The 23,246-nt window shown below is 68.4% G+C and carries 14 protein-coding genes; 1 reads left to right on the top strand and 13 read right to left on the bottom strand.

The genetic code is table 11. The annotated features are described in order from the left end of the window. Nucleotides 1-42 precede the first annotated feature (42 nt). Nucleotides 43-483 (bottom strand): MarR family winged helix-turn-helix transcriptional regulator, encoded by a 441-nt coding sequence (locus HV826_RS17015; RefSeq protein ID WP_176418083.1) that lies wholly within the window; start codon nt 481-483, stop codon nt 43-45. 68 nt (nt 484-551) lie between these two features. On the opposite strand from HV826_RS17015, the gene HV826_RS17010 reads away from it, so the two are divergent. Then, complete coding sequence (locus tag HV826_RS17010) at nt 552-1,289, top strand: DUF1428 domain-containing protein (RefSeq protein ID WP_176418082.1); 738 nt, start codon at nt 552-554, stop codon at nt 1,287-1,289. A 388-nt stretch (nt 1,290-1,677) separates the two neighbouring features. Here the strand turns inward: HV826_RS17010 and HV826_RS17005 are convergent, their stop codons facing one another. The 12 genes from HV826_RS17005 to HV826_RS16950 form a co-directional block, all read right to left on the bottom strand. After that, nucleotides 1,678-4,206 carry a DNA/RNA non-specific endonuclease gene (locus HV826_RS17005; RefSeq protein WP_217918664.1) on the bottom strand — a complete coding sequence of 843 codons (2,529 nt, stop codon included), beginning with the start codon at nt 4,204-4,206 and terminating at the stop codon, nt 1,678-1,680. 515 nt (nt 4,207-4,721) lie between these two features. Further along, nucleotides 4,722-6,119, bottom strand: coding sequence for a S8 family serine peptidase (locus HV826_RS38100; protein WP_176418080.1), 1,398 nt, complete (start codon nt 6,117-6,119; stop codon nt 4,722-4,724). A gap of 84 nt (nt 6,120-6,203) precedes the next feature. Beyond that, on the bottom strand, nt 6,204-8,630 hold the full coding sequence (locus HV826_RS16995) for a tandem-95 repeat protein (protein WP_176418079.1): 2,427 nt from the start codon (nt 8,628-8,630) through the stop codon (nt 6,204-6,206). Between the two features lie 289 nt (nt 8,631-8,919). Then, on the bottom strand, nt 8,920-9,087 hold the full coding sequence (locus HV826_RS16990; protein ID WP_176418078.1) for a hypothetical protein: 168 nt from the start codon (nt 9,085-9,087) through the stop codon (nt 8,920-8,922). Between the two features lie 109 nt (nt 9,088-9,196). Beyond that, nucleotides 9,197-9,865 carry a hypothetical protein gene (locus HV826_RS16985; RefSeq protein ID WP_176418077.1) on the bottom strand — a complete coding sequence of 223 codons (669 nt, stop codon included), beginning with the start codon at nt 9,863-9,865 and terminating at the stop codon, nt 9,197-9,199. Continuing rightward, nucleotides 9,856-10,905 carry a hypothetical protein gene (locus tag HV826_RS16980; protein ID WP_176418076.1) on the bottom strand — a complete coding sequence of 350 codons (1,050 nt, stop codon included), beginning with the start codon at nt 10,903-10,905 and terminating at the stop codon, nt 9,856-9,858. Before HV826_RS16980 ends, HV826_RS16985 begins: the two co-directional genes overlap by 10 nt. Then, a complete protein-coding gene (locus tag HV826_RS16975) occupies nt 10,899-12,503 on the bottom strand; it encodes a pilus assembly protein TadG-related protein (protein WP_368670942.1) in 1,605 nt (534 codons plus the stop codon). Before HV826_RS16975 ends, HV826_RS16980 begins: the two co-directional genes overlap by 7 nt. A 38-nt stretch (nt 12,504-12,541) precedes the next feature. After that, nucleotides 12,542-13,315: a TadE/TadG family type IV pilus assembly protein gene (locus tag HV826_RS16970; RefSeq protein ID WP_176418074.1), complete on the bottom strand. Its 774-nt coding sequence runs from the start codon at nt 13,313-13,315 to the stop codon at nt 12,542-12,544. Nucleotides 13,316-13,361: 46 nt separating this feature from the next. After that, entirely contained in the window at nt 13,362-14,057 is a 696-nt protein-coding gene (locus HV826_RS16965; RefSeq protein WP_176418073.1) for a hypothetical protein, read from the bottom strand. A gap of 542 nt (nt 14,058-14,599) precedes the next feature. Beyond that, nucleotides 14,600-15,832, bottom strand: coding sequence for an acyltransferase (locus HV826_RS16960; RefSeq protein ID WP_176418072.1), 1,233 nt, complete (start codon nt 15,830-15,832; stop codon nt 14,600-14,602). Between the two features lie 38 nt (nt 15,833-15,870). Next, entirely contained in the window at nt 15,871-21,129 is a 5,259-nt protein-coding gene (locus HV826_RS16955; RefSeq protein ID WP_176418071.1) for a type I polyketide synthase, read from the bottom strand. A gap of 26 nt (nt 21,130-21,155) precedes the next feature. Next, nucleotides 21,156-23,243 (bottom strand): AMP-binding protein, encoded by a 2,088-nt coding sequence (locus tag HV826_RS16950; protein ID WP_176418070.1) that lies wholly within the window; start codon nt 23,241-23,243, stop codon nt 21,156-21,158. Nucleotides 23,244-23,246 lie beyond the last annotated feature (3 nt).

The raw sequence follows: 23,246 nt of genomic DNA, 5'->3' as shown, positions 1-23,246 counted from the left end.
GGGCGGCGCACGCCGCTGGCGCTCCGAAGGCGAGACGAGGACTCAGGACAGCGCCCGCAGTCCAGCTCGAAGGGCGTCGACATCGGTCCGCGCCAGCAGCCGCTCTGTCTCCTCGTTCATGCGCTCCCAGTGGGGCAGCGCGGCTTGAAGGAGCTGGAGCCCTGCGTCTGTCAGCGTCAGCAGCCGCCCGCGGCGGTCGGCCGGGTCGACGGTGGTCTTCACCAGCCCGCGCCTTTCGAGCGGCTTCAGGTTGGCCGTCAGCGTGGTCCGGTCCATCGCCAGGAGCTCCGCGACCGGACCGATGGACGGTGGCTGGGGGCGATTGAGCGACATCAGCAGTGAGAACTGTCCGTGCGTGAGGGCCACCGGACGCAGGGCTTCATCGAAGCGCCGAGCAAGGGCGCGCGCGGCCTGCTGGACCACCAGGCACAGGCAGTGGTCGCGGACGTGAAGCGTCGTGGCGAATGGGACGGCTCGGGACATTGACAGAGGTGATTATGTTGATATCAACCCTTCTTGTCAAAGCAGGGATGCCCGACTGGAGCGTTGCCATGGCCTATATCGATGGATTCGTGGTCGCAGTACCCGCGGCGAACAAGGAAGCGTATCGGCAGGCGGCTGTCGCCGCGGCGCCGCTGTACAAGGAGTTTGGAGCGACGCGCTTCGTTGAGTGCTGGGGGGACGATGTCCCCGAGGGCAAGGTCACCGACCTCCGGCGCGCGGTGAAGGCCGAGCCTGATGAGGTCATCGTCTTCTCCTGGATTGAGTACCCCAACAAGGCGGTGCGGGACGAAGCGAACGCGAAGGCGTTCAGTGATCCGCGGATGAAGGAGATGGGCGCGCACATGCCCTTTGATGGGAAGCGGATGATCTTCGGCGGCTTCGTCCCCGACCTCCACGAGGGCGGAGCGGGGAGGCCGGGCTACGTCGATGGCTCTCTCGTGCCGGTCCCGGTTGGGAACAAGGAGGCCTACCATGCCATCGCGTCCCGTCTCGCGGCGGTGCTGCTGGAGCATGGCGCCCTGCGCGTCGTCGACGCGTGGGGAGATGACCTCCCCGACGGGAAGGTCACTGACTTCAAGGGCGCGGTGAAGGCCACCGCGGAGGAGCAGGTCGTCTTCGCCTGGGTTGAGTGGCCGTCGAAGGAGGCTCGCGACGCGGGGTGGGGGAAGGCCATGGCTGATCCGCGCATGCACCCGGACAACGTGCCCTACGACGAGGGGCGCCGGACCCATGGCGGCTTCGTGCCCATCCTGGATGAGCCGGCGGCGGCGGGCACAGGCGCATAGCCCGCCTCCTCATGCACCTCCGCCTGGTTTCGTGAAGCCCGGAATGGGCGGAGGCCGCATCAGCGCCATGTCATGAAAGCCCCCGGGCACCCGATGCCGCGATGAAGGTGGTCTGCCCCGTGGTGTCGCGGGCCAGCGCTCAATGGCGCCCAGCGTGTTGCGCCTTTGGCTCTCCGGCCCTGGGTGTCACCGTGGAAGAAGTGCCTCGGCTTGCAACCGGAGCCTGGTCCGTGGACATGACCGGGACGCTCACGCCGCAGACGCTCGCGGAGGTGGACCGGCTCGGCGGTGCCCAGGTTCGCGACGGGTGGTTCGAGCGGGCGATGGTAGTCGGTGCGTCCCTGGCCACGTGCCTTCGCGTGAAAGGCGCGCGGTCCGGCTCCAGGCTTCAGTGCACCGACGCCCCCAGCCCTGGAGGTGCGCCGGGGAACCGCTGTGGGAGGATGCGTCGGCCCGCAGCGCGTCGTTGGTCGCCGCTGAAGACGAGGTCCTGTGGGCCGGTCAGGAGTCGGTAGGATTCGGCGGGCCTGTCGGCGCGCAGGGCGAAGGGCGTCCATGCCAGTTCGTCCGCGTCCTTCAGCGCGCCGAAGTCCAAGCCCGTCCAGTCTTCGATGGCCGACAGCGTGACCTGGTAGCGCTTGAGCCGCAGCAGCTTCTTTCCGAGCTTGTCGCGCAACATTTCGGTCTGCTTCATGAAGAACGCGACCACGGAGAGGTCCGCGCCGCCCGCGGTGGCGTCGCGAAGGACCACGACCTTCCAGAAGCCCGCTGGAATCTGCGCATCACGGAGCGGCGGGTCATCGTCGCTCAGCACGGGGCCCGTGAAAACGCACAGCCGGTAGGCGAAGTCGGCGGCCCGCTCGAGCACCCAGTCCTCCAGCACGAGCCACTCATCCTGGTTGAAGTTGGCATGCTGGGGGGCGGCGTTGGTGAAGTAGAAGGTGGCTTCATTGGCCCGGCGCGCTTCAGTCACCGGGCCCCAGATGGGGTCCTGCCGGCGGACGAGGTGGCCCCGGTCCCATTCGTTGCCTGCGTAGTAGGCGGGCCCCAATTGCACCTTCGCTGGGATTCGTGGGTCCAACCTCCACGGCAGCCCTTGTCGCCCCAGCCGTACCATCTGCGCAGCGTCGATGTTGCATGCGGTGTAGAGGGCTATACGGCGACGCTCATGCAATGTCAGGGAGAAGTGGACGTAGTCCACCACCTGGCCACCCGAGAACGCCTCGTCGGACGTGCGCCCCGTCAACTGGGGCAGCGGGACTTCGAACCCGTCGCCAAGGAAGTCCGACGAGTAGGGGATGAGCAGCCTGGGCGCGACGCTGACGACCGCCACCTCCGGTGCCTCAATCGAGCGGGGTGAGGAGGAGGCCTCCTCCTCCGCGGCTTCAAACGCATCGTGCGGCACCGTGGACGCGATGCCTACCGCATCGAAGGCATGCGCGAGGGCCTGAAGCTTCGCTTCGAGCGCCGGGTCCTTGCGGAAGAGGCTGCGCGCGGCGGCTGCCATTCCGCGGCGGCTGTCGCTGAAGGTGGAGGTGTAGGAGAGGTACTGCGTGAGCGTCAGGTAGAAGAGGGCTGCGACCTCCCGCGGTCTCAGGAGCGGTTGCCCCTCGGCGCCAGCGGCAGTCAACAGGAGGTAGGCCACGCGGTTGTGGATGCCGCTGTTGGCGTGTACGCCGCCCCAGTCGTGCGCTGGGTCAGAAGGAAGCACCAGGTAGTCATCCATGTGTTCTGGTTGGCCGCAGCGCCTGGGTGACCGCAGGTCTCTGAGGGGCAGTCCGGTTTCATCCAACGCCTCACCCATCTCCCAGTTCCATTGGTCGACGTCTGGCTCGTGGAAGTTCGAAATGATGATGCCGAAGATGTCCGAGTAGGACTCGTTGAGCGCTCCGGTCTCGCCCGAGTACCGAAGGCGCGCGGTGTGGTCCGTGAGTCCATGGAGGATTTCATGGGCAACCACGTCGAGCGCGGAGGCGTACGAGACGAGCTTGCCTCGCTGCAGGCGCTGGCCGTACACCATCTGGGTGCCAATCCACGCGGCGTTGCGCCATTCGCGTCCTACGCCGTCGCCCCCGTAACAGCAGTTGATGGAGGAGATGATGCGGCCTCCCCGGTTGTCGAGGCCGTTGCGCTTGAGGATGCTCCGCAGGAATCGAGCGACCTCCGTGGCGTTGGCATGTGCGCTGACTCCCGCTGCGGGCCAGGGCTTGGGCGGCAGGGTGACGTAGTCGCCCGGGAATGCGTCGCCGCCGAGTGAGAGGTCCCGGAAGCGTGCGTCGTGCGTGTGGATGTTGAGGTCCTCGTCCACGAGCAGGCTTCGCTCCCGATCACGCTTGCACCGGAACTCGCGCGATTGGCCGAGCTCATCCGCCGCTGTCGCGGCGCAGTCCGTGTCCGGGAGGTCCGTTGGCGCGTGACGGCGGCGCCGTCTGGATTCGGAGGCACCGGGCTCCGTGAACTCCATTCGCTGGGTGCGCGGCAGCTCGGCGACCAGCGCGCCCGTATGCGCGTCCACCACGTAGTCGAAGAGGGCAGGGGCACGCTGGCCTCGCGGTTGCCGCCTCAGCACATTCTCGACTGTGTAGACGAGGTGCCAGCGCTCCTGTCCTGGGTCGAAGTAGTACTGGAGACGGGGCACGGCGTTGAGCGAGCCATTCGTGTACCCTGCCCGACTGGCGACCACTCCCAGGGCCTGCGCTGGGGAGAGCTCCGCCACCGGCTCCACGTCGGACGGCTGCCCGAGCGAGGAGTGGATGGCGAGCAGCTCGTTGTTCTCATCCAGCTCGATTGTCACCAGCGAGCCGTAGACAGGGATGTTCCCGAAGAGCTGTCGGAACTTCACCGTGGTGGTATCGGTGAGGGGGAGCGCTTCGGCGCCGAGGGTCCGGAATTCGTTCTCGTGGTCGTGGACTGTCATCGGTGAGAAGCTCGGGAGCTGTGCGCTGGCGAAGGCCTTGTCGAGGTATCGCCGCGCGGCGGTCTCTGCGTCGAGCGAAGCGAGGCTGGGCGCTTCTCGTGTTGGATAGGGGGCCAGACCCCTGAGTGGTCGGAGCGCCGCAGCCACTTCAGGGCGGTCGTGCCGGTGAAATGTGAATGGCTTCAACCCATTGTTTTCCATGACTTCCTCTTGAGCCCGATGCCTGTCCCTGGATTCATCCCTCGTAAAACGTGAGCCGAGATGACAGAGGGGGGAGCGGCAGGCGGCCGTGGGCGTGCCCCGTCGCGCGGGGACCCGTCCTGTCTTCGGCGGGTCGGTACAGCCCATGCCTCGGAGGCGCAGCGGACGTTGGCGCTGCTCGTCGAGCATTCACTGCCGTTTTCGGTGCGCGGCGGTGGGCACTGCCTCGCCGTCCTGAAACAACGCATCCATGGCGCGGAGGTGAGTGGCCGCGACCGGCGGCGGCTGGGAGGCCGCCGCCGCTCCCGGATGCATCACGGATTGAGGATGTGGACCTCGACGGCCAGCGGCCCATTCCGGTTGATGGCGACCAGGTCTGGCCCGTTCCCGAGCAGCTCGATGCCAAACAGGCTCGGGTCATCCCACCGGACCATCTCGAACGTCCAATCCCCGTTCGTGGGATGCAGCGCGGTGCCCGCCTGCAACACGAAGCTGGAGAAGCCGCTCGCGCCGGACACGGCATGGACTTCGGCTGAGTTGCTGCCCCCGGAGCGGAGGATGCCCACCAGGTCGACGGTCGCGTCGCCGTTGACCTCCGCCAGCTCGTACTCCCAGCTCCCCGCGCTGGGGAGCGCGGTGGTCGTGTTCAGCAGGAACGTCTGGAGGCCCGTGGCCCCGGAGAGGATGTGGACCTCCACGTGGCCTCCCGCGCCCTGGGAGTTGAGGGCGACCACGTCCAGCGTGCCGTCCTTGTTCCAGTCCGTCACCTTGAAGTCCCAGTCGCCCGTCGTCGTGTGCAGGGCGGTGGACGTGTGCGCCAGGAACGTCTGGAAGCCCGTGGCGCCGGAGAGGATGTGGACCTCCGTCGCGGTGGCGCCTGCCCGCTGGATGGCGAACACGTCCTGGCTGCCGTCGTTGTTCCAGTCACCCACCTCGAAGGCCCAGTCCGCGTTCGTGGTGTGCAACGCCGTCACCCAATGTCCAAGGAACGTCTGGTAGCTCGTGGACCCGGAGAGGATGTGGACCTCCGTGAAGCCCGTCAGGCTCTGCGGCTGGATGAAGAAGAGGTCCGGCCGCTTGTCGCCGTTCCAGTCCGCCGCCTCGAAGTGGCCGTCGTTGCCCACCGGTGGCTGGGCGCTCGCGACGTTGAGCAGGAAGCTGTTGATGCCACCCGTGAAGAGCAGGCGATCCGGTGACCCTGCCGGAAGTCCCGTCAGCCGGCCCGTCGTGGCCTCACCCACGAGAAAGTCACGGACCTGTTGCTGAGTCGATCCAGGATGGCGTTGAAGGTAGAGGGCCGCGGCGCCGGTGACGTGGGGCGCGGCCATCGACGTCCCACTCATGTTGCCAACCCCATTCACCGGGGTGGCCAGGGTGGAGCGGATGCCGACGCCCGGCGCGAAGAGGTCCACGCAGCTCCCGTGATTGGAGAAGCCCGCGACCGCGTCCATGTCGTTGCTGGCGCCCACGGTGATCGCCGCGGGCAGCCGCGCGGGTGACTGGGTGCAGGCAGCCACGCCGTCGTTTCCGGCGGAGACGATGGTCACCACGCCGGAGTCAATGAGCCCTTCGACCGCGTCATCCAGGGATTGGCTGGCACTCCCCCCCAGGCTCATGTTGGCAACGGCGGGAAACAGGTGGTTGTCGGCCACCCAATCCACGCCTGCGATGACGTCCGACGATGCGCCCGTCGTGCAGGGAAACACCTGCACCGGGGGAGGGCACTCTCATCCACGGCGGCCTGAATGCGCGCCTCCCGCACGACCTGGAAGGCACGCATCAAGGGCTCCGTGGATTCAGTACACCACCACCGAGGCGTAGACACTGGTGCCGTTCGTGTAGGCCACCAGGGCACCGCCGTTCGATGGGAGTGCCGCGACCGCTGGCACGGCGCCCGGCCCCACCGTCCTGGCATCCGCGGCCAGAATCATGGTGGCCCCCACGAGCATCCGGTCCAACTGGATGTCGCCCGTCCCTCGCTGGGAGGCGATGTAGCCGTTGCCGAGCGCGTCCGCGTCAATCGTCCGGAAGGGACCGGGACCGACGTCCGTGGGGAGGCCCGGCACCTGGGTGCTCGTCCCCGGCGCGGACATGGGGATGACGTCCACGTTGTCGTCCCCGAAGGAGCCCGTGACGTAGATGAAGCCGTTGGAGCCCGTCCAGTCCGAGAAGAACGCCTGCCCCGGCGGGGAGCTCAGCGGGCCGAAGCTGGTCCCCTGCGCGCTGCTGCGGCTGATGCGGAAGGAGGGGTCGTCGCTCACCGAGAAGACATCTCCGCTGACCTTGTCCACGAGGACGTCGAAGTAGGCATTGCGCTGGTCCACGTCCGTCACGCTGAAGTCGTTCGCGCCTCGCGCGAAGTTCCGGAGGACGCGGACCCCTGCGTTGCTGCCTCGCGAGACGGAGATGTAGAGGGCGTCGCCCCTGGAATCCAGACTGACGGTGGGGTTGGCCGCCGCGCTGAGGGTTCGCGGCGCCTCCCAGCTCGCTCCCGCGTCGAGGGTCCGGGTGAATATCACCGTGCCGGCGCTGGTGGCCGCGACGTACGCGACCCCCGTGGGGCCGCCTTCAATCACGACCTCCGCCGCGTTGGTGATTCCCAGGGGAGTGGGCCCCACCCAGGTGTGGCCACGGTCCACGCTCACACTGACATGGACATCGCCACCGCACTTCATGACGACGTAGAAGCGCCCCAGTGCATCCACCGCCGCCTTGCGCCCCGTGTTCGATTCGGCCGTGGTGCAGTTCAGCGTCCCGCTGACGAGCGTGGGGGGCACATTCGAGAAGGCATCCAGTTGGCACGCGGCGTCGCAGCCATCCCCGGGGGTCGTGCCGCCATCGTCGCACTGCTCTCCCGTGACGCTGTCGACCAGTCCGTCACCGCACACCTCCACGCCCTGGCAGTCCGCTCGGCACCCGTCTCCCGCGACGCGGTTGCCGTCGTCACACACCTCACCCGAATCGGTGTGGCCATCGCCGCAGACAGGCGGTCCCCTGACGGTGATGCTGACCGTGGCGGTATTGGAGGTCAGCGCGCCGTCGCTGGCCGTGAAGGTGAACGAGTCCTCCCCCTGGAAGTCCGCGGCCGGCGTGTAGAGCAACTGGGCGCCCGTCCCGGACAGGGTTCCGTGAACGGGAGGCGCCGTCACGGTGTACGTGAGCGCGTCTCCATCCACGTCCGTGGCCGCCAACGTGATGGGCGGGGACGTGTTGTAGTCCGCCGTCACCGTGGCGGAGGCAGCCACGGGCGCGTCATTGACCGGAGTCACCGTGACCGAGACGGTGGCCGCTGCCTGCTTCTTTCCGTCGGAGACCGTGACCTGGAAGCTGTCCTCTCCGGCGAAGTTCGCGTTCGGGGTGTACGTCACCGAGGCCCCCGCGAGCGAGAGCGTGCCATGGCCAGACGTGGTGTAGAAGAAGTCAAGCGCGTCGCCATCCGGGTCCGCCGCGGGGATGGTGATGGTCACCGAGGTGTCCTCCGGGGTGGTCGTGTGGACGTCCTCGACCGTGGGCGCTGAGTTGTTGTCGCAGACGCTCGGCTGTCCCGTGCAGGTGTATCCCGGCTCCACCTGGCAGACGCTGTTGCAGCCGTCTCCAGAGAGTTGATTGCCGTCGTCACAGATTTCGAATCCGCCCAGCACCCCATCACCACAGATGGGCCGCAGCGACGTCTCCACCGCGTCCACCAGGTAGAGCGCGAGCACCGCGCCCCTCAGGCGCACGTAGCGATAGGGCTGGTTCCCTGGGTACGTCGCCACCGCCACATGCGTCCCCAGGCCCAACTCCACCAGGTGCAGCGAGCTGGAGCCAATGAACGTCCCATCCGCCTTCAGGAAGTCCACCTGGGCCACCAACGCCAATGACAGGCCCTGATAGTAGACGCGCAGGTCGCCGGTGCCTTCCTCGCCCTGGCCCAGGTCCAGCACCAGCGCCGTGTTGAGCAAGCCGAGCAGTGTCGCGGCCCGCCCGTCCGGAGCGCCCAGCGCCGCGCTCGCGTTGAGCACCGTCGCCGTGGTGCCCGACGCCACCGCGTCCGCATAAGGGTCCCACGTCAAAGAGGCTTTCGGACGCTCACGCGTCAGCGCCCCATTGTCCTCTAGCGATACTCCATCCTCCTGAGGACGGACTTTCTCCTCCAGAGACTCCACACCACACGCTCCCAGCGATAAGGCAAGCGTGACCGCCAGTCTCCGCGACCACAGCACCCCAGGACGGCTTCGCATCTATTGTCTTCCCCCGAAGAGCAGGATGCAGTCCGGAATGGACCGTCCCCCCCATGGAATGAACGACACCACTTCTTGCTCCCGACGATTCGGCGCGCAACACATGGATGGCCAACGTCCTCAGGCCACTAGCCGACAAGCACCCGAGTACCATGGATACGAAATCCACGACATGCGTCCGCCTGCCGCCGCGAATCACGACACGTTCGCGGGAGACTCATTTTCTATCAGTAAAGTCCCGAAACGTGTCGTTGGCTGGAGGGGCGGGGAGGGAGGCTCCTTGGTGGCATCATAGAGGGGCGTCTGGGGTTGATTTTAGCAGCGGCAGAATGTTGAGGTGGCGGCGGTCATCCCAGACATCGGTGACTTCCAAGGCGATGGTAATGAGCCGCCGCGCACTGGCGCGCGCCGGAATGGCGCCGACCGCGCGGATGCGGCGCTTTGCCTCGGTGTCCATCCTCTCCCTCATCGTAGGCAATCAGGGCCGAGACGTTCTGCAATGCGCGTGACTCGATTCGGTGGGTGACGCTCACGCGTCACTGGCGCTGGAGCGCCTTCTTCCAGGCTCACTCCGCGACGCCCAGCTCATGGATGAGCAAGACGGTGCGCTCCGTCACGCCCGGCGCCACTGTCAGCGCGATGCGCTCCGCGCCCTTGATGAACGCGTCGTCCGGGCCTGGCGCGTAACCCTGCGCGGAGAGCTTCTCGCGGTAGAACGCGCGAACCTCGGCCGGAGTCGCCGTGGTCGCGTAGCTCATGGACTTCATCCACTCGAGCTGGGTGCTGGTGACAGGACCGCTGCCCGGGTAGATCGGCGCGAACGCTGGCGCCGCCTTCTGCTGCCGCCTGGCCAACTCCGCCGAGCTGACGATGAGCGTCGTCGCATTCTTTCCCGACGGCTGCAGGATGACGGTGTACGAGATGAGGCGCTCCGGATCCAGCCCGGTCACCTGATCACCGAGCTTCAACTTCATCTCCGCCGTCTCCTCCGCGAGGTACAGGCCCCTGCGTGCGAAGAGCGCGCGGAAGTGCGCCTTCAGCGTCGCGACGTCCTTGCTGGAGACGAGCGTCGAGGTCTCGATGATGACGCCGTCGACGACCATTTTCTCCGCCTGCGTGGGCTGCGAAACGGCCCCCGGGACGTCCTTCACGAAGGGATTCGCGGAGGCGACCGACCCCACCGAGAGCGTCATCACCCACGCGGTCGCGACAAGAAGGGTTCGGCTCAGTCGCATGTGTATTTCCCGAGGTAGACAAACCGCGTCGCCGAGGTCGAACGGAGCCTGTTCGCGGCGTCGAAGGCCTCGCGATACGTTCCGCGTCTCCTGCCCAGCGACGGGTCGTCCACGAAGTTGTGGTCCATGGGCTGCGTCTGCCAGATGCGCTCGTGGGACTCTCCGAAGGTGCCGGACTCCTCGCCCCGGAAGCTCAGGTAGAAGCCCGTCACCCGCCCACGGGGCGTGCTGCCGACGATATCGTTCGCCCATCGCTCGGGCAGACCCGTCCACCCCATGGAGCGGTCCCACCCCTCGTGCGCGAGGCTGTAGAAAGCCCGGTTCTGACAGCGCTGGCCAGGGACGTCGTCCTGGAGGAGGGCGCACTCACGCTCTTCATCCTCTCCCGAGGTGAGCCCGTGGTCCCCAAGGAGGATGTTCAGCGAGCCGCGGCAGGTGTCGCCCGCCGCGGGCCGGCCCAGGCCGCACAGGCTGAAGGAACTCCGCGTGAGGTGCTCGGCGGAGAAGACGCCGTCGTCCGCGGCCTTGAGGAATCGCGCCGGGAGGTTGATGGTCCTCACCGACCCCTGGGTGATGCACGAGAGCGCGCCCGGCTCGCCATAGGCAGGCGTGTTCGCTGTCGCGGACACGCGGAAGCCATTGCGTGGGTCCTCGCTGCGGATGCACGCCGTGTTGAGTGTGCCCGCCTGGGAGTAGAGCTGGGTGGGCCCCCTGTCGCCCGGTGTGCTGCTGCGGCCATCCCAATCCGCGTACCGCTCGTTGGTGGCGTAGGTCACGCGCGTCGCGGCAATCCGGCCCGAGTCGTACCAGGCCCAGTCGTCGACGGTGTCCACGCCCGGGCGCTCGACGCGGTACGCGGTGGCATCCCATGCTGCCGCGGCCACCGCTTCATGGGCCTTCAGCGAAAGATGCGCGAGCTCGGCGAAGTGCAGGCCGAACATCAGGACGGTGACCAGCACGATGATGCCGAGCACGGCCTCCAGCATGGCCTGTCCCCGCGCGCCCTTCGCGGCACCCTGGCGTCCCTTGCGCGTCACCATCCGGTGTACCCGTTCCTGACCAGGCTTTCGAACGCGCCTTGCACCTCGGTGGCCCCGGTGCCCGACAGGAACTCACCCGCTTGTGTATCGAAAAGGGTGCGATCGGGAGACCCTGCCCGGGGCCGGTCGATGGAGAGCCGCGTCAAGCCGGCCCGCCAGTATGGCGCGAACAGGTTGGGCGGCTCCGTCGAGTGTTGGAACCGGTGGTAGTAGACGATGCCGGAGCCCACCGCGACCTGACGTGGCGCTCCGCCGAAGGTGTGTCCGCCCCCCAGGCTGAGGGTCCTGCTGTCTTCGGCGGTGGTGCGGAAGTTGAACGAGAGGTTCCAGACATCCCGCTCGGGCACCGGGTCGCGCGACAGCGCCGTCACCAGCTTGGGCTGCCCCTGGAGGTTCGCCGCATCCAGGACCTGTGCGCCGTTGAAGTCGACGAAGGGCGGAAACGTCTCGACCGCGTGCCGGGTCGTGTGGCCAATGCCTTCGTGCTGGGTCGCGGTGACCCGCACCGCGCCAGCGCCAATTCCTCGCCCCGCCAGGCCAATGGCTCCCGCGATGGGGAAGGCGGGGAGGGGCGACATGCACATCGTCCACCTGCGGAGTCGCGCCACGGCCCCCGGTATCCGGCCCACGTCGGCGGCGGGGAGGAAGGCGACGCGTGTACGCCCACCCTGTCCATCATGGGCGCGTGGCTCATACGGCCGGCCCGAGGGAAGCGGCGCGTAGTCGCTGTCGTAATAGCCTTTGCCACTGCGGGAGCCGCTGTAGAAGACGTGACCGGCCGCGAACAGCAGGAGGGAGCGGTGGCCGACGCTGTCCGACGAGAACATCCGATCCCACGCGCCCCCCTCGCCCCGATTGCGCAGGAACGGGTGCCCGCGGGTGCCCATCACGAGGTGTCCGACCTCGTGCGGTTCACTGCCTTGACGAGCCGAAGCATGGTCGAGCACCGCATCGTTCAGCTCCCGCCGGGTGACGGCCGTCCCGGCTGGCTGGACGCGGACCTCGTCGGGCGCGACGAGGTTCGCCCGGGACAGGTACTCTTGCGCGAGTCCGTCGGGGCCGTCACCCGCGCGAGCCCGGGCACGCGCCAGCACCTCGACCTGCGCGGCGTGGATGCGCTGCGCCGCGTTCCATCGCGGCAGCGTCTCCGCGGTGAAGAGCTCCGTGTCGCGCCGCAGCTTGCCGCGCGTCTGATTCGCATGCACGGTCGACAGCGTGGCGAGCACGAGCGTCTGTGCGAGCGCACGCGTGCACAGCCCGCACATGGGTTTGCGGACCGGATAGCACTGAAAGAAGGTGTTGACGCTATACGGCACGGCCATCAGGCGAAACAGCTCCGCCGCGTTGTCCGCGTGTTTCCAGTACAGCGTGGACCAGGAGATGAGGCTCAGCGTCCCGAGCGTCGAGACGGCGTGCGCCACCTGGACCCGGTTCATCACCGCCACGGAGTTGAAGGCGCGCGCGGTCGTCACCGCGGAGCTGTATGCGGCAGTGTCCGCCAGTGTCTGCAGCTCCATGCGCTCCTTCACCTTGGCGCCCATGGACAGCGTCATGCACACCATCACCACGAGCAGCACCAGCGTCAGTGCGAACAGCACGAGCGTCTGTCCTCGCGCTACCGGCCTGGTCCGGAGGTTCATGGCGTGAACCCCGGCGCCGAGCACTCAGCCCCGGCGAATTCAGACAAGCGAGGAGGCGTCATCATTCGCATGGTGGAGGAGACCTCAATGGGGAACATGTAGTGGCCGCGCGCGAGCCTGCGCCGCAGCTCGGACGCCATCCGGGCATCGAGGCTCGGGCGGCCCTCGGCTTCCCATTCCGCGCTCCGGGTGAGCATGAGCGGGTCCTGGCCCGTGAAGCTGTCGAGCCCCAGCCGTGCCGCGGCGATGCGTGAGAACACCCAGTCCGCGAAGGGGATGCGCAGCGGCGCCCAGAAGATCATCCGGACCTCGAGTCGCAGCGGCTCCGCTCGCCCCGGGCGGGGCAGGGGCTGATCGAACGCGACCACGTCCGCGGCCGTGGGCACCGGCTGCTCCCGCACGAGCCAGACGAGCGCCTCGGTTTCAGCACCGGCGCTGTTCCAACCTGGGCCCCTGTAGCCGAGGTAGTGGTTGTCGCGGAAGCGGCCAAAGGCCTCGCCGAGCTGTTCGCCGGGGGTGACACCCGGGAGCGTCCGGTCGCCGAGGAAAGAATGCACCGCGGGAAGCACGGACAGGAGCGCGGCGTGGGTCATCGGCGTGCAGGCTCCGTGATTCAAGGAGCCGACCCGGGTCGCCTGGAACACGCCGTACTGCGCGAAGAGGCGGGCCTGGGAGAGCAGGAAGAGCTGCAGGCTGCCCAGAATCACGAACAGGACAAGGGGGAGCGTCAAGGCGGTTTCCACAAACGCCTGACCGGATTCGCGCCGCATGGTTCTTCTTTCCTGAAGGCGTTTGGTGTTTCCAGACTCCGCTTGTCTATTCCTGCCCGGCACCGTCGCAGCCGACCCCATGGTAGCCCGCTGGTATGAAACGTCTGGCCTTCTGGAGTTGCTCGCGCTGCTCGGGGCAGAGGACGTGCTCGCCATGACGATCTTCGCAGAACATCTTCGCCGCCCGCGCCATCTCCGCGTTCAGTTCCTCGTTTTCCGCCGCGGTGCATCGTCGCATCTGGCCCTTCTCACTCATGCAGAGCTTTTCGTCGCGACGCTGCCGGGCCACCTCGAGCGCGTCGTTGACGTTCCGGCACCGCGAATAGCAGAGGTCCGAGGCGCGGCTGCAGTGCTCACGGCACTTCAAGCGCCCCTCGCACCCAGCGGTGCACCCTGCGAGCCGCTTCGCGCAGCGCTTCGCGCAGTCATGGTCTCCTGGCCGCTCCCGGGCCGCGAGCGCTGCTTTCCGGGACGCGCTGCCTGCTACCGAAGTGGCATAGGCGGCGGGGTGGACCTCTCCAGACGTGTCCGTGGCGTCGAAGAGCGAGGCGAAGCCGCGCACCTTGCTGGGGTGGCAGAGCCCGTCGAGGCCGCAGGTATGGTTTTTCTGGCTGCAGCGCTTGTTCGAATCACAAGCGAACCGGATCTCCTCGTCCATGTTCAATCCCTGACAGCCCCCGCTCAGGGCCACGGCGACCAGCAACAGCATGGCGGCCGGGGGTGAACGCTTGCGGGAAGGCATGAGCGCGCTTCCTCCTGGGGCGTGAGGCAGGGGCGTCAGGTGTCGAGGTAGGGATCGTCAATGATAGGCGGTTCCGTGGGGTTGGCAAGCCATGCCTGACGCCTGGGAGTATGTAATTGATTTGTGCAGGATAGGAAGCGATCGCTGGTGTCTTGTTTAGGACAAGCCGCCTCGCGAGCCTTGCGCACTGCGATACCTGGCTCAGGTGGGGTGCGGACTTGGAGCTGGGCGTCGGCAGAGCTGACGACGGGCCGAGGGGGCGGGTGCCCGCGCCTGGGTGAAGGGGGGTGCGTGTTGGCGGGTTGGGCCATGGGAGGATCTTTCATGGCCCAGGTGACGGTGGATGTGCCCGAGGCGTTTGCGGAGGTTGTTCGCGGTGAGCGTCAAGGCTGTCGTCTCGTGAGAGGGCTCAGCCGATGCACTTCATCTCCTGCGCAGCCGGGGTGAGGTTCGGGGAGGGGCCTCGACGGAGGGGGCCCACCGGCGTCCGGTTGCGAGTGTCGCTCGCGTTGACAGGTTCCGAGAGACCGACCGCGTACCCCTCACTCACGCGACAACCGGACGTGGGAGAGCGCCGGGCGCATGCGCATGAAGGGCAGCTCCACATAGGTGTACAGCAGGAGTGACAGCGCCATCGTGAGCGTCCAGCAGAGGGCCATGGCGCCCAGCAATTGGGTCATGGAGGGCACTTCCTTCAAGCCGATGAGCGTGTAGAAGCCAAAGATGATGATGGGGTGGATCAGGTAGGTCGAATACGACAGCCTGGCGATGGGGTGCCACGCTTTCGCCGCTAGCAGCCGACCCCACCACGCGCCGACACCACGCGCGGCGAAGCTGGCGAGCAGGAAGGCCGCCGTGCCGATGGCGAAGACGGTGTGGTAGGCGCTCAGATACATGAGACTGAACGTGGTGGACCATTCGGTGCCGGGCTTGAAGATGGGCGGCGCGATGACCCATCCCCAGCTCATGATGCCTACCCATAGCAGGAGGACCGCGCTCCAAGGGGTGTCCACCACCCACCGGCGGTAGGGGCTGCGCATCAGTTCCGTGACGGCCACGCCGATGAGGAGGGCCCCAAAGCGGGTGTAGGGCTTCACGTAGAACACGTCGTTGTAGGACTCGAAGGGCTGCGGGTCGATTCGTTCGTGGATGACGATGGGCAGCTCCACCCCATGGCTCCAGACAAGCCAGGCGCGCAGGGCGACGCCCAGTCCGGCGAGCGTCACCATGACGGCCAGGTTGCGCCGCGCCGACGTGCCGCACATCAGCAGCAGCCACGGGAAGAGGAGGTAGAACTGCTCTTCAATCGCCAGGGACCATGCCCACTTCATGCACTGCTGCGCCGTGGGGATGAAGTTGTTGACGTAGAGCAGGTTGGCCCATGCGAAGCGCCAGTTCTCGCCTGAGAGCAGGCAGAAGAGCAGGAGCACCACGACATACGCGGGCATCAGCCGGAGCAGGCGGCGGGAGTAGAACTGGAGCAGGTTGATTCCTCCGCGCGTCTCCAGTTCGCGCACCAGCATCCCGCTGATCAAGAAGCCGCTGATGACGAAGAAGAGGTCGACGCCCAGGTCACCACGAATGAAGAAGGTGAACAGGGGATGCGTTGCGTGTTCGTTCACCACCGCCATGAGCGCGTCACGAGGAATGAACATCCCGACACACCAGATGCAGTGCAGGATGAACACCCAGAGGATGGCGATGGCCCGCAGGCCATCCACCTGTTTGACGCGCGCCTCCCCCGGGTCCACCAGTGTCGCGAGGGCACGTCTCATCCTTCCTGCTTCGATGCGCTCATCCATGCTGGTCTCACTCACTGCACGTCTCGGAGGAGGTCGTCGACCGCTTGGTCGAACTCGTCTTCGGTCAGGCCCGCGATTTCCCGCACCAGCAGCTCGTCGTCACCGGTGTCAGGGGCGGCGGCCTGGGCGCTGCTGGCCGGGCGCGCTTCGGTGTCCTCGCCCCAGATGGACTTCAGCAGGTGGGTCGCCAGCTCCGCGATGGTCGGACTGTCGAATACCACCACCGACGGGAGCTCGTGCGAGAGCTCCCGCTGGAGGCCGTCCTTCAGGTGCAGCGCCGCCAGCGAGTCGAGCCCCAACTCGAAGAGGGCCCGGTCGGGGTGAATCTCGTTGGCGGAGCGGTTGCCAGGCAGCAGTTGTGCCGCCAGCCGCAGGATGAGCGCCGTGACGGCTTCACGCCGCTCGCTCGCGGGGAGCGCGTCGAGCATGCCGCGCGCCACCGCTCCCCGCGCTTCCGCCCCGGCGCCCCCCAGCGCGGCCAGCCAGCCGAACCGGGATGTGTGGAGCATGGTGGCCAGCTTCGCCCAGGCGAACCGGCCGATGACGACTTGTGGTGCCGTGCCGGACAGGAGCGATGGCAGGCACTCGATGCCACGCTCGGGGGCGATGAGCGACACGCCCTGGCGCTCCATGCCCTGACGTCCGCCGACCTGGGCCATCAGTCCGGTTCCCGCCCACGGGCCCCAGTTGATGCTGGTGGCGGGAAGCCCCGAGGCGCGTCGCGCGAGGGCAAGCGCGTCCAGCCACGCGTTCGCCGCCGCGTAGTTGCTCTGGCCCGCCGAGCCCAGCACCGCGCTGGCCGAGGAGAACATCCAGAAGAAGTCGAGCGTGTGGGCCCGCGTCGCCTGGTCCAGCCACAAGGCCCCTTGCACCTTGGCGGTGAACGCTCGGGAGAAGGACTCCCAGGTGTGCTGGCGCAGCAGCCCATCCGCGAGCTCCGCCGCTGCGTGAATGACGCCGCGCAGGGGAGGGCCCGGGAGCTGCTCCACCAACGCCCGCACCTGCTCGCGGTCGGTGATGTCCGCCTGGACCACGTGGACCTGGAGCCCCAGGGTCCGCATGGCGTCGATTCTCGCCTGCTTCGCGGCCTCGGGCGCCCGGCGTCCCACCAGGGTGACGTGTCCGGCCTTGGACCGGGCCATCCACTCGGCGACGTGCAGGCCGAGGTCTCCGAGACCTCCCGTGATGAGGTAGTGTGCGTCCGCGCGCAGCCCCCCCCGCGTCGCGTCCGCCACCTCCGGAAGGGGGGCCGGCTGCATGCGCAGGACCCAGCGCTCGCCCTCGCGCAGGCAAAGCTGGTCCTCACCTGCCTCGGTGTTCAGCGCGGAGAGGAGTTCGTCGACCTGCGCATCCAGCGGGCCCCCGTCGAGGTCGAGCAGTCCGCCGTACCGCTCCGGCAGCTCCTGTGCCAGGGAACGGCCGAAGCCCCAGAGCGGCGCCTGGCTCAAGCCCGGGACACCCGACGAGGGCTCCACCTGCTGGGCATGACGGGTGACGAAGAGAATGCGGGCCTGCTGCTTCATGCGGCCCATCGCCTGGGCGAGCGCCAGGGGACCGGCGCACGTCAAGGCCTGGGCCTCGTCGACACTCCGCGCTGTCTCCGGCGTGCTGACGCCCAGGGCCCAGAGGTAGACGACGTGAGAGCACGCCGCGATGGCGTCCGTCAGGACGCTTCCGGGGGTCTTGGGCGCGACGATGAACGTGCTGTCGTCGACGCGGCGCGAGTGCTCGCCCACGAGCACCTTCACCCAGGGGGTTCCGCGAGCCGAGAGGGTGGCGCAGAGCCTGTCACCCAGCCCTCCTGTGTCTGAGAAGACGGCCACCCGGCGCACGCCGTCGAGCGGCCGTGCCTCGCGCGCGCTCGGCGTCTCCGCGCGCACCCATGTGGGGACGTAGGTCTCCAGCGCGGGAGCGGGTTCATCGTCTCGGCCTGACTCGGGCACCTGCCGCAGAGACTTCACGCGGAACCCTTCGACTTCCGCGATGCAGTCACCCGCCACGTCGCGCACCAGGAGGTCGCAGACCCTCACGCCCTGGGTCGGCGCCTCGGTGCTCCACTGGCCGAGCACCTCCGTTGCTCCGCGCGGTGTCCCCCGGAAGCGGAGCCGTTTGACGCCGACGGGCACATACGTTCCCCCGGCCGCGTCGGGAGGTTCAACGACCGCCAGCCCGTGGAAGGCGGCGTCCAGCAGGGCGGGCGGGATGTCCTGGCGTGTCTCGCTGCCCTCCGCCGCCGTCACCGGCCGGAGCCACGAGTGGAATCGCCGTGTGTCATGGCGCAGACGTTCGACGAGCGCGAACGCGGGGCCGTAGTCGAGCCCCCGCGAGGTCAGCATGGCGTAGAAGCCCTTCATCCCCCCCGGACCGACCTGGGTGGCGCCCTCGTCCGCGACGCCCCTTTCGCGCAGGTCCGGCCACCCGGCCCCTCCCACGTCCCGGAGGGGCGCGCCATGGTGGCCCTTCGCATGGACGCGGCTCCGCCCGTTTTCATCCTGGCTCGTGATGGTGAACGCGTCGCCCTTCACGACGACCTGGACGGACGTCTTCTCCGAACCCAGTGGGAGCATCTGGACGATGTCCACGTCGCGGAGCTCCACGTCCGTTGAGTCCGAGGCGAGCGTGCACGCGGCACGGGCCATTTCGAAGTAGCCAGCGCCCGGGAAGACGATGCGTCCTTGCACCTGGTGGTCGCGCAACTCAGGATGGCTTCGGGTCGAGAGCTCCGAGGCGAAGTGCACCTCCTGCGCGTCGCGGCGCGTACACCTCTGGACCAGCGGGTGGAGCCAGGCGGTATTGGGGCCGCGCGCCTCGCGCCGACTCACGCCACCGGGCCACAGCGCTTCGTGTTGCCACGCGTAGCTGGGAAGGGGAACACACTGGCCGCGCTCGCCCGACAGGGTGCCCCAGCTCAAGGATGCGCCCGCCATGTAGACGTGGGTGAGTGCTCGCCGGAGGGCCGCCGCGGGTTCACCGTCCTCCGGGATGGAGGCAACCTGGATGGACTGAAGCGTCGCATCCGGTGACGGGAGCTCCGCCCCCAGCTCCAGCAGCAGGCCGTGGCCTTCGCGGATGAGCCTCGCGACATGGCCCCGGAGTGATTCGCCGCTGGCTCCGGCCACCGTCAGCTCGTGACCTTGGAGCCAACCTCCGCTCGCCGTGGAATAGAGCGGCAGGCCCGCGGCCTGGATTGGCAGGGAGGCGCTCCAGGACGCTCGCGCCGGGGACTCCCTCCGAGCGGCGGACTCCAGCGCGGTGGCCACGGCGTCGGGGGAGAGCCGTCCCGCCACGAAGGCCGCGGCGAGCAGCGCTTCTCCGTGTCCCAGCACGGCCTCCGGAACCACGCCCCAGGCGCGCCAGAGCTCCGCGAGCGCCACCGTGAACACGAAGCGGCCGGGAACCGAGACATCCAGCCCCGCGGGCGTCTCCGCCGGCAGCGACTCACCCGCAAGCCAGTCATCGAGCTTCACGCCCAGCCGCGCCTGGAAGCGGTTGCTCCACTGGCGGCACGTCTGCGCGAAGCGAGGCTCACTCGCGAGGAGCTTCGCGGCGAAGGCCCGCCAGTGGCCCGGAAGCGCCGTGAAGGCCCAAGCGATCCGCGGGGGCTCCGTGGGCGCGCTCCAGGGGCCAGGCCGCAGGGACTGCTGTCGTAGCGCGGCCGCGATTTCATCGCGCGAGCGGCCAGCGACAGCCGCTCGGAAGCGGTGGTGGCTCCGTCGCGCTCCGGCGGTGTGCGCGAAGTCCTCCAGTGACAGGCCGGGCGTGCGCTCCAGCCAGTCCGCGTAGCGCGCGAGCTGCGCGCGCAAGGCCGCCTCCGAGCGCGCGGAGACGGGGACCAGGTGGAGGTGCGCGCCGTCCGGGGCCTCCTGTCTCGCCTCGCGCGCGGGTGGGCCTTCGAGGATGACGTGCGCGTTGGTGCCGCTGAAGCCAAAGGCGCTCACCGCGGCACGCGCGGGCGCGTCCGTGCCGAACCAGGGGCTGTGCGCGGTGAGGACGCGCAGGGGCGCGTGGGTCCAGTCGAACAGGGGATTGGGCGTCTTCAGGTGCAGGTGAGGCGGCACCTCCCGGTTGCGGACGACCAGCGCGGCCTTGATGAGCCCGGCGATTCCCGCCGCGGGCTCCAGGTGGCCCATGTTGGTCTTGAGGGAGCCGATGGCGAGCGGTGCGTCCGCCGTCCGGCCCTGGCCATACACGGCGGAGAGCGCCGCCAGCTCGATGGGGTCACCGAGCTTCGTTCCCGTCCCGTGTGCCTCCACGTAGCCCACCTCCTGGGGCTCCAGGCCGGCATCGCGCAAGGCCTCCTTGATGACCATCTGCTGCGCTCGTCCATTGGGCGCGGTGAGCCCATTGCTCCTCCCGTCATGGTTGATGGCGGAGCCTCGGATGACAGCGGCAATCGGGTCACCGTCCCGCAGCGCCTCCGACAGCCGCTTGAGGACGACCATGCCGCAGCCCTCGCTGCGCACGAAGCCGTTGGCCGCGGCATCGAAGGTCTTGCACCGGCCGTCGGGGGCCTGGGACATGAGCAGGGAGAAATAGATGTTGTTCTGGGGCGCGAGAATGAGGCTGACGCCCCCCGCCACGGCCAGGTCGCACTCCCGGGTGCGCAGGCTCCGAATGGCCTGGTGGACGCTGACCAGGGAGGAGGAACAGGCGGTGTCCAGGGTCATCGACGGACCCATCCAGCCGAACACGTAGGAGATGCGGCCCGCCGCGACGCTGGCGGTCGTCCCCGTGCCCGCGTAGGGGTCAATACGCCGCGGGTCTCCCGAGTGCATGTTCTGCAGCATGAAGTCCTGCGCGGACAGCCCCAGGAAGACCCCCGTCCGGCTGCCCTCCAGCTGTTCGAGCCGCTGCCCCGCGCTTTCGAGCGCCTCCCACGTCACCTCCAGCGTGAAGCGGTGCTGCGGGTCCATCTGCACCGCCTCCCGCTCGGAGATGTCGAAGAAGCCTCGGTCGAAGTCCTCCACGCGCTTCAAGAAGCCGCCATGCCGCGTGTACATCTTCCCGGCGACCTGGGGCTTCGCGTCGTAGAACGCGTCGAAGTCCCAGCGCTCCCTCGGAATCTCGCCGATGGCGTCGCGCCCGCTTCGCAGCAACTCCCACAGCCCGGACGGATCATGGACGTCGCCGGGGAGCCGGCACGCCATGCCGATGATGGCGATGGGCTCGCGCTGCGAGCGGACCACGGCGTCAAGCTGCTCCTGGAGTTGACGCAGTGCCGCCGTGGCCCGCGACAGGAGCGCGGCGCTGTCTCCGGTCTTCTGCTGCATGACTTCCTCCCGCGCGAGCCCGCGCGTCAGTGTTTGATGCGTTGCTCGGCCCGCTGAAGCTCCTGCTCGAGCTCCGACAAGGCGTCAGTGGGGGCTGCTGGAGACGCGACGTCCTCCGCGGCCGGTTGCAGTGACTGGGCCAACTCACGGAGCGTGGGATGGTCGAAGAACGTCGTCGCCGGCACCTTGCGCCCCAGCAGCCGCTCCAGCGCCCCCGAGAAGGCCAGCGCATCCACCGAGCTCAGCCCCAGGTGCGTGAAGGGCGCCTGCGCCGTCACGTGCGCATCCGGGAGCCGCAGCTGCCTGGCCAGCCACGCGCGGCCCCAGGCTTCGATGGCACGCCAGTGGAGCCCGTCCAGCTCCGGCGCCACGGTGGGCGCGGTCTCGTCGTCGCCGCGTGCGTTCTCCCAGGTGGCCAGCACGGACAGGTCCCCGCGGAGCCAGGCTTCCTTGCTCTGGAGCCGTTGCAGCTTGCCGCTGGTGGTGCGTGGCAGGCCACGCCTGGCGACCAGCACGAAGCGCGACAGCGAGAGTCCGTGCGACTCGCTGATGGCCCGGGCAACGGGGCCAGCGAGCGCCGCGACATCCTCGCCGCTCGCGTCGTCCGGCGCCTCCGCGAGCAGGACGATGCTGTCCTCCGTCTCGCCCTCCGTGCCGAGGGCCACGGTGCTGTCGTCACGCAGCCGCGGCATGGCCGCCACCGCCGTGGACTCGAGGTCCTGGGGGTAGTGGTTCTCGCCGCGGATGATGATGAGCTCCTTGGCCCGGCCGGTGATGAACAGCTCCCCGTGGTCCAGGAAGCCCAGGTCACCCGTGTCCAGGAACCTCGTGCCGTCGCCGCCCGTGAGCAGGTTGTGGAACGTGGCTCGCGTGGCCTCGGCGTTCTCGTAGTAGCCAGGGGACACGGAGGGACCGGCCACCCAGACATGGCCCAACTTTCCGGGTGGGCAGGGCAGGCGCGTGCCTGGGTCGACGATCTCCAGGCGCATCTCGTGCTGCCCCTCCCCGTGGGCCGTCTTGCCGCAGCTCACGAGCAGGCGGCAGTGGGGCGACGTCTCCTCGACGGGCGTCACGGTGCCCCGCTCCAGCGCGTCCCGGTGCAGCGCGAGCACCCGGGAGCGCTGGCCCGTCGTCACGCGCAGCGTGGACTCCGCCAGGCCGAAGCCGCAGTCGAACACGTCATACGAGAAGCCCACGCCCTGATAGGCGTCCGCGAAGGCACGGAGCGTCTCGTACCGGATGGGCTCCGAGCCGGAGACCGCGCAACGGAGCGCGCTCAGGTCCAGGTCCTTGCGGTGCTCCGGCGCGACATGGGTGACACAGCGCTGGTAGCCGAAGTTGGGGCTGCCCGTGTGCGTCGCCCGGTGCTCGGTCAGGGCGCGCAGCCAGGTCAGCGGGTCCTTGATGAAGGACTCCGGCGCGAGCAGCACGGCCCGCGCGCCGCTCGTCAACACCGCGAAGAGCGTGAACACCATGCCGAAGTCATGGAACATCGGCAGCCAGCTCACGACCACGCTGGCCTCGGTCAGGCCGAGCGACTGTTGGATGTCCGTGGCGTTGAACAGCGCGTTGCGGTGGCTGATCATCACCCCCTTCGGCGCCGCGGTGCTCCCCGACGTGTACTGCAGATAGGCGGTGTCATGGCGCCGCGCCGGAGGCAGCTCGCCCTGGGGCGCGGCGGCCGTGTGCGTGTCGCTGGCCACCCACTGCACGGAGGCCCAGTCCGGAAGGCCGGACATGGGCCGCAGCAGGGGGAGCAGCTCGCTGCTCGTGAGCACCACCTGGGCCCTGGCGTTGGCGCGGGTGGTGGCCACGCGCCGCACGTCACTCTTCCCGCGCGGCGGACAGAGCGGAACGGGGATGCCACCCGCCAGGAGCACGCCGAAGAAGCCGGCGATGAACTCCAGGCCAGAGGGGTACAGCAGCAGCGCGGTGTCTCCGGGTTTCATGCCGGGCCGCAGCGCCGCGGCGATGGCCGCCGCGCGCTGGTGCAGGGCACCGTAGGTCAACGACGCCACCTGTTCGCCGCGTCCGTCGAGGAAGGAGAAGACTTCCCGGTCCGGCTGCGTCCGGGCCCGGTGCGACAGCAGGTCTTGCAAGGTTTCGAAGCTCATGGG

Source organism: Myxococcus sp. AM010 (assembly GCF_013372585.1).
GTDB classification, from domain to species: domain Bacteria; phylum Myxococcota; class Myxococcia; order Myxococcales; family Myxococcaceae; genus Myxococcus; species Myxococcus vastator.
This window is presented reverse-complemented; position numbering and strand designations above follow the sequence as displayed.

Bases quoted from the DNA above. Each gene is read 5' to 3' on its own strand.
- HV826_RS17015 (WP_176418083.1), bottom strand. From the start codon at position 483: ATGTCCCGAGCCGTCCCATTCGCCACGACGCTTCACGTCCGCGACCAC.
- HV826_RS17010 (WP_176418082.1), top strand. From the start codon at position 552: ATGGCCTATATCGATGGATTCGTGGTCGCAGTACCCGCGGCGAACAAG.
- HV826_RS17005 (WP_217918664.1), bottom strand. From the start codon at position 4,206: ATGACAGTCCACGACCACGAGAACGAATTCCGGACCCTCGGCGCCGAA.
- HV826_RS16995 (WP_176418079.1), bottom strand. From the start codon at position 8,630: ATGCGAAGCCGTCCTGGGGTGCTGTGGTCGCGGAGACTGGCGGTCACG.
- HV826_RS16990 (WP_176418078.1), bottom strand. From the start codon at position 9,087: ATGGACACCGAGGCAAAGCGCCGCATCCGCGCGGTCGGCGCCATTCCG.
- HV826_RS16985 (WP_176418077.1), bottom strand. From the start codon at position 9,865: ATGCGACTGAGCCGAACCCTTCTTGTCGCGACCGCGTGGGTGATGACG.
- HV826_RS16980 (WP_176418076.1), bottom strand. From the start codon at position 10,905: ATGGTGACGCGCAAGGGACGCCAGGGTGCCGCGAAGGGCGCGCGGGGA.
- HV826_RS16970 (WP_176418074.1), bottom strand. From the start codon at position 13,315: ATGCGGCGCGAATCCGGTCAGGCGTTTGTGGAAACCGCCTTGACGCTC.
- HV826_RS16965 (WP_176418073.1), bottom strand. From the start codon at position 14,057: ATGCCTTCCCGCAAGCGTTCACCCCCGGCCGCCATGCTGTTGCTGGTC.
- HV826_RS16960 (WP_176418072.1), bottom strand. From the start codon at position 15,832: ATGAGACGTGCCCTCGCGACACTGGTGGACCCGGGGGAGGCGCGCGTC.
- HV826_RS16955 (WP_176418071.1), bottom strand. From the start codon at position 21,129: ATGCAGCAGAAGACCGGAGACAGCGCCGCGCTCCTGTCGCGGGCCACG.
- HV826_RS16950 (WP_176418070.1), bottom strand. From the start codon at position 23,243: ATGAGCTTCGAAACCTTGCAAGACCTGCTGTCGCACCGGGCCCGGACG.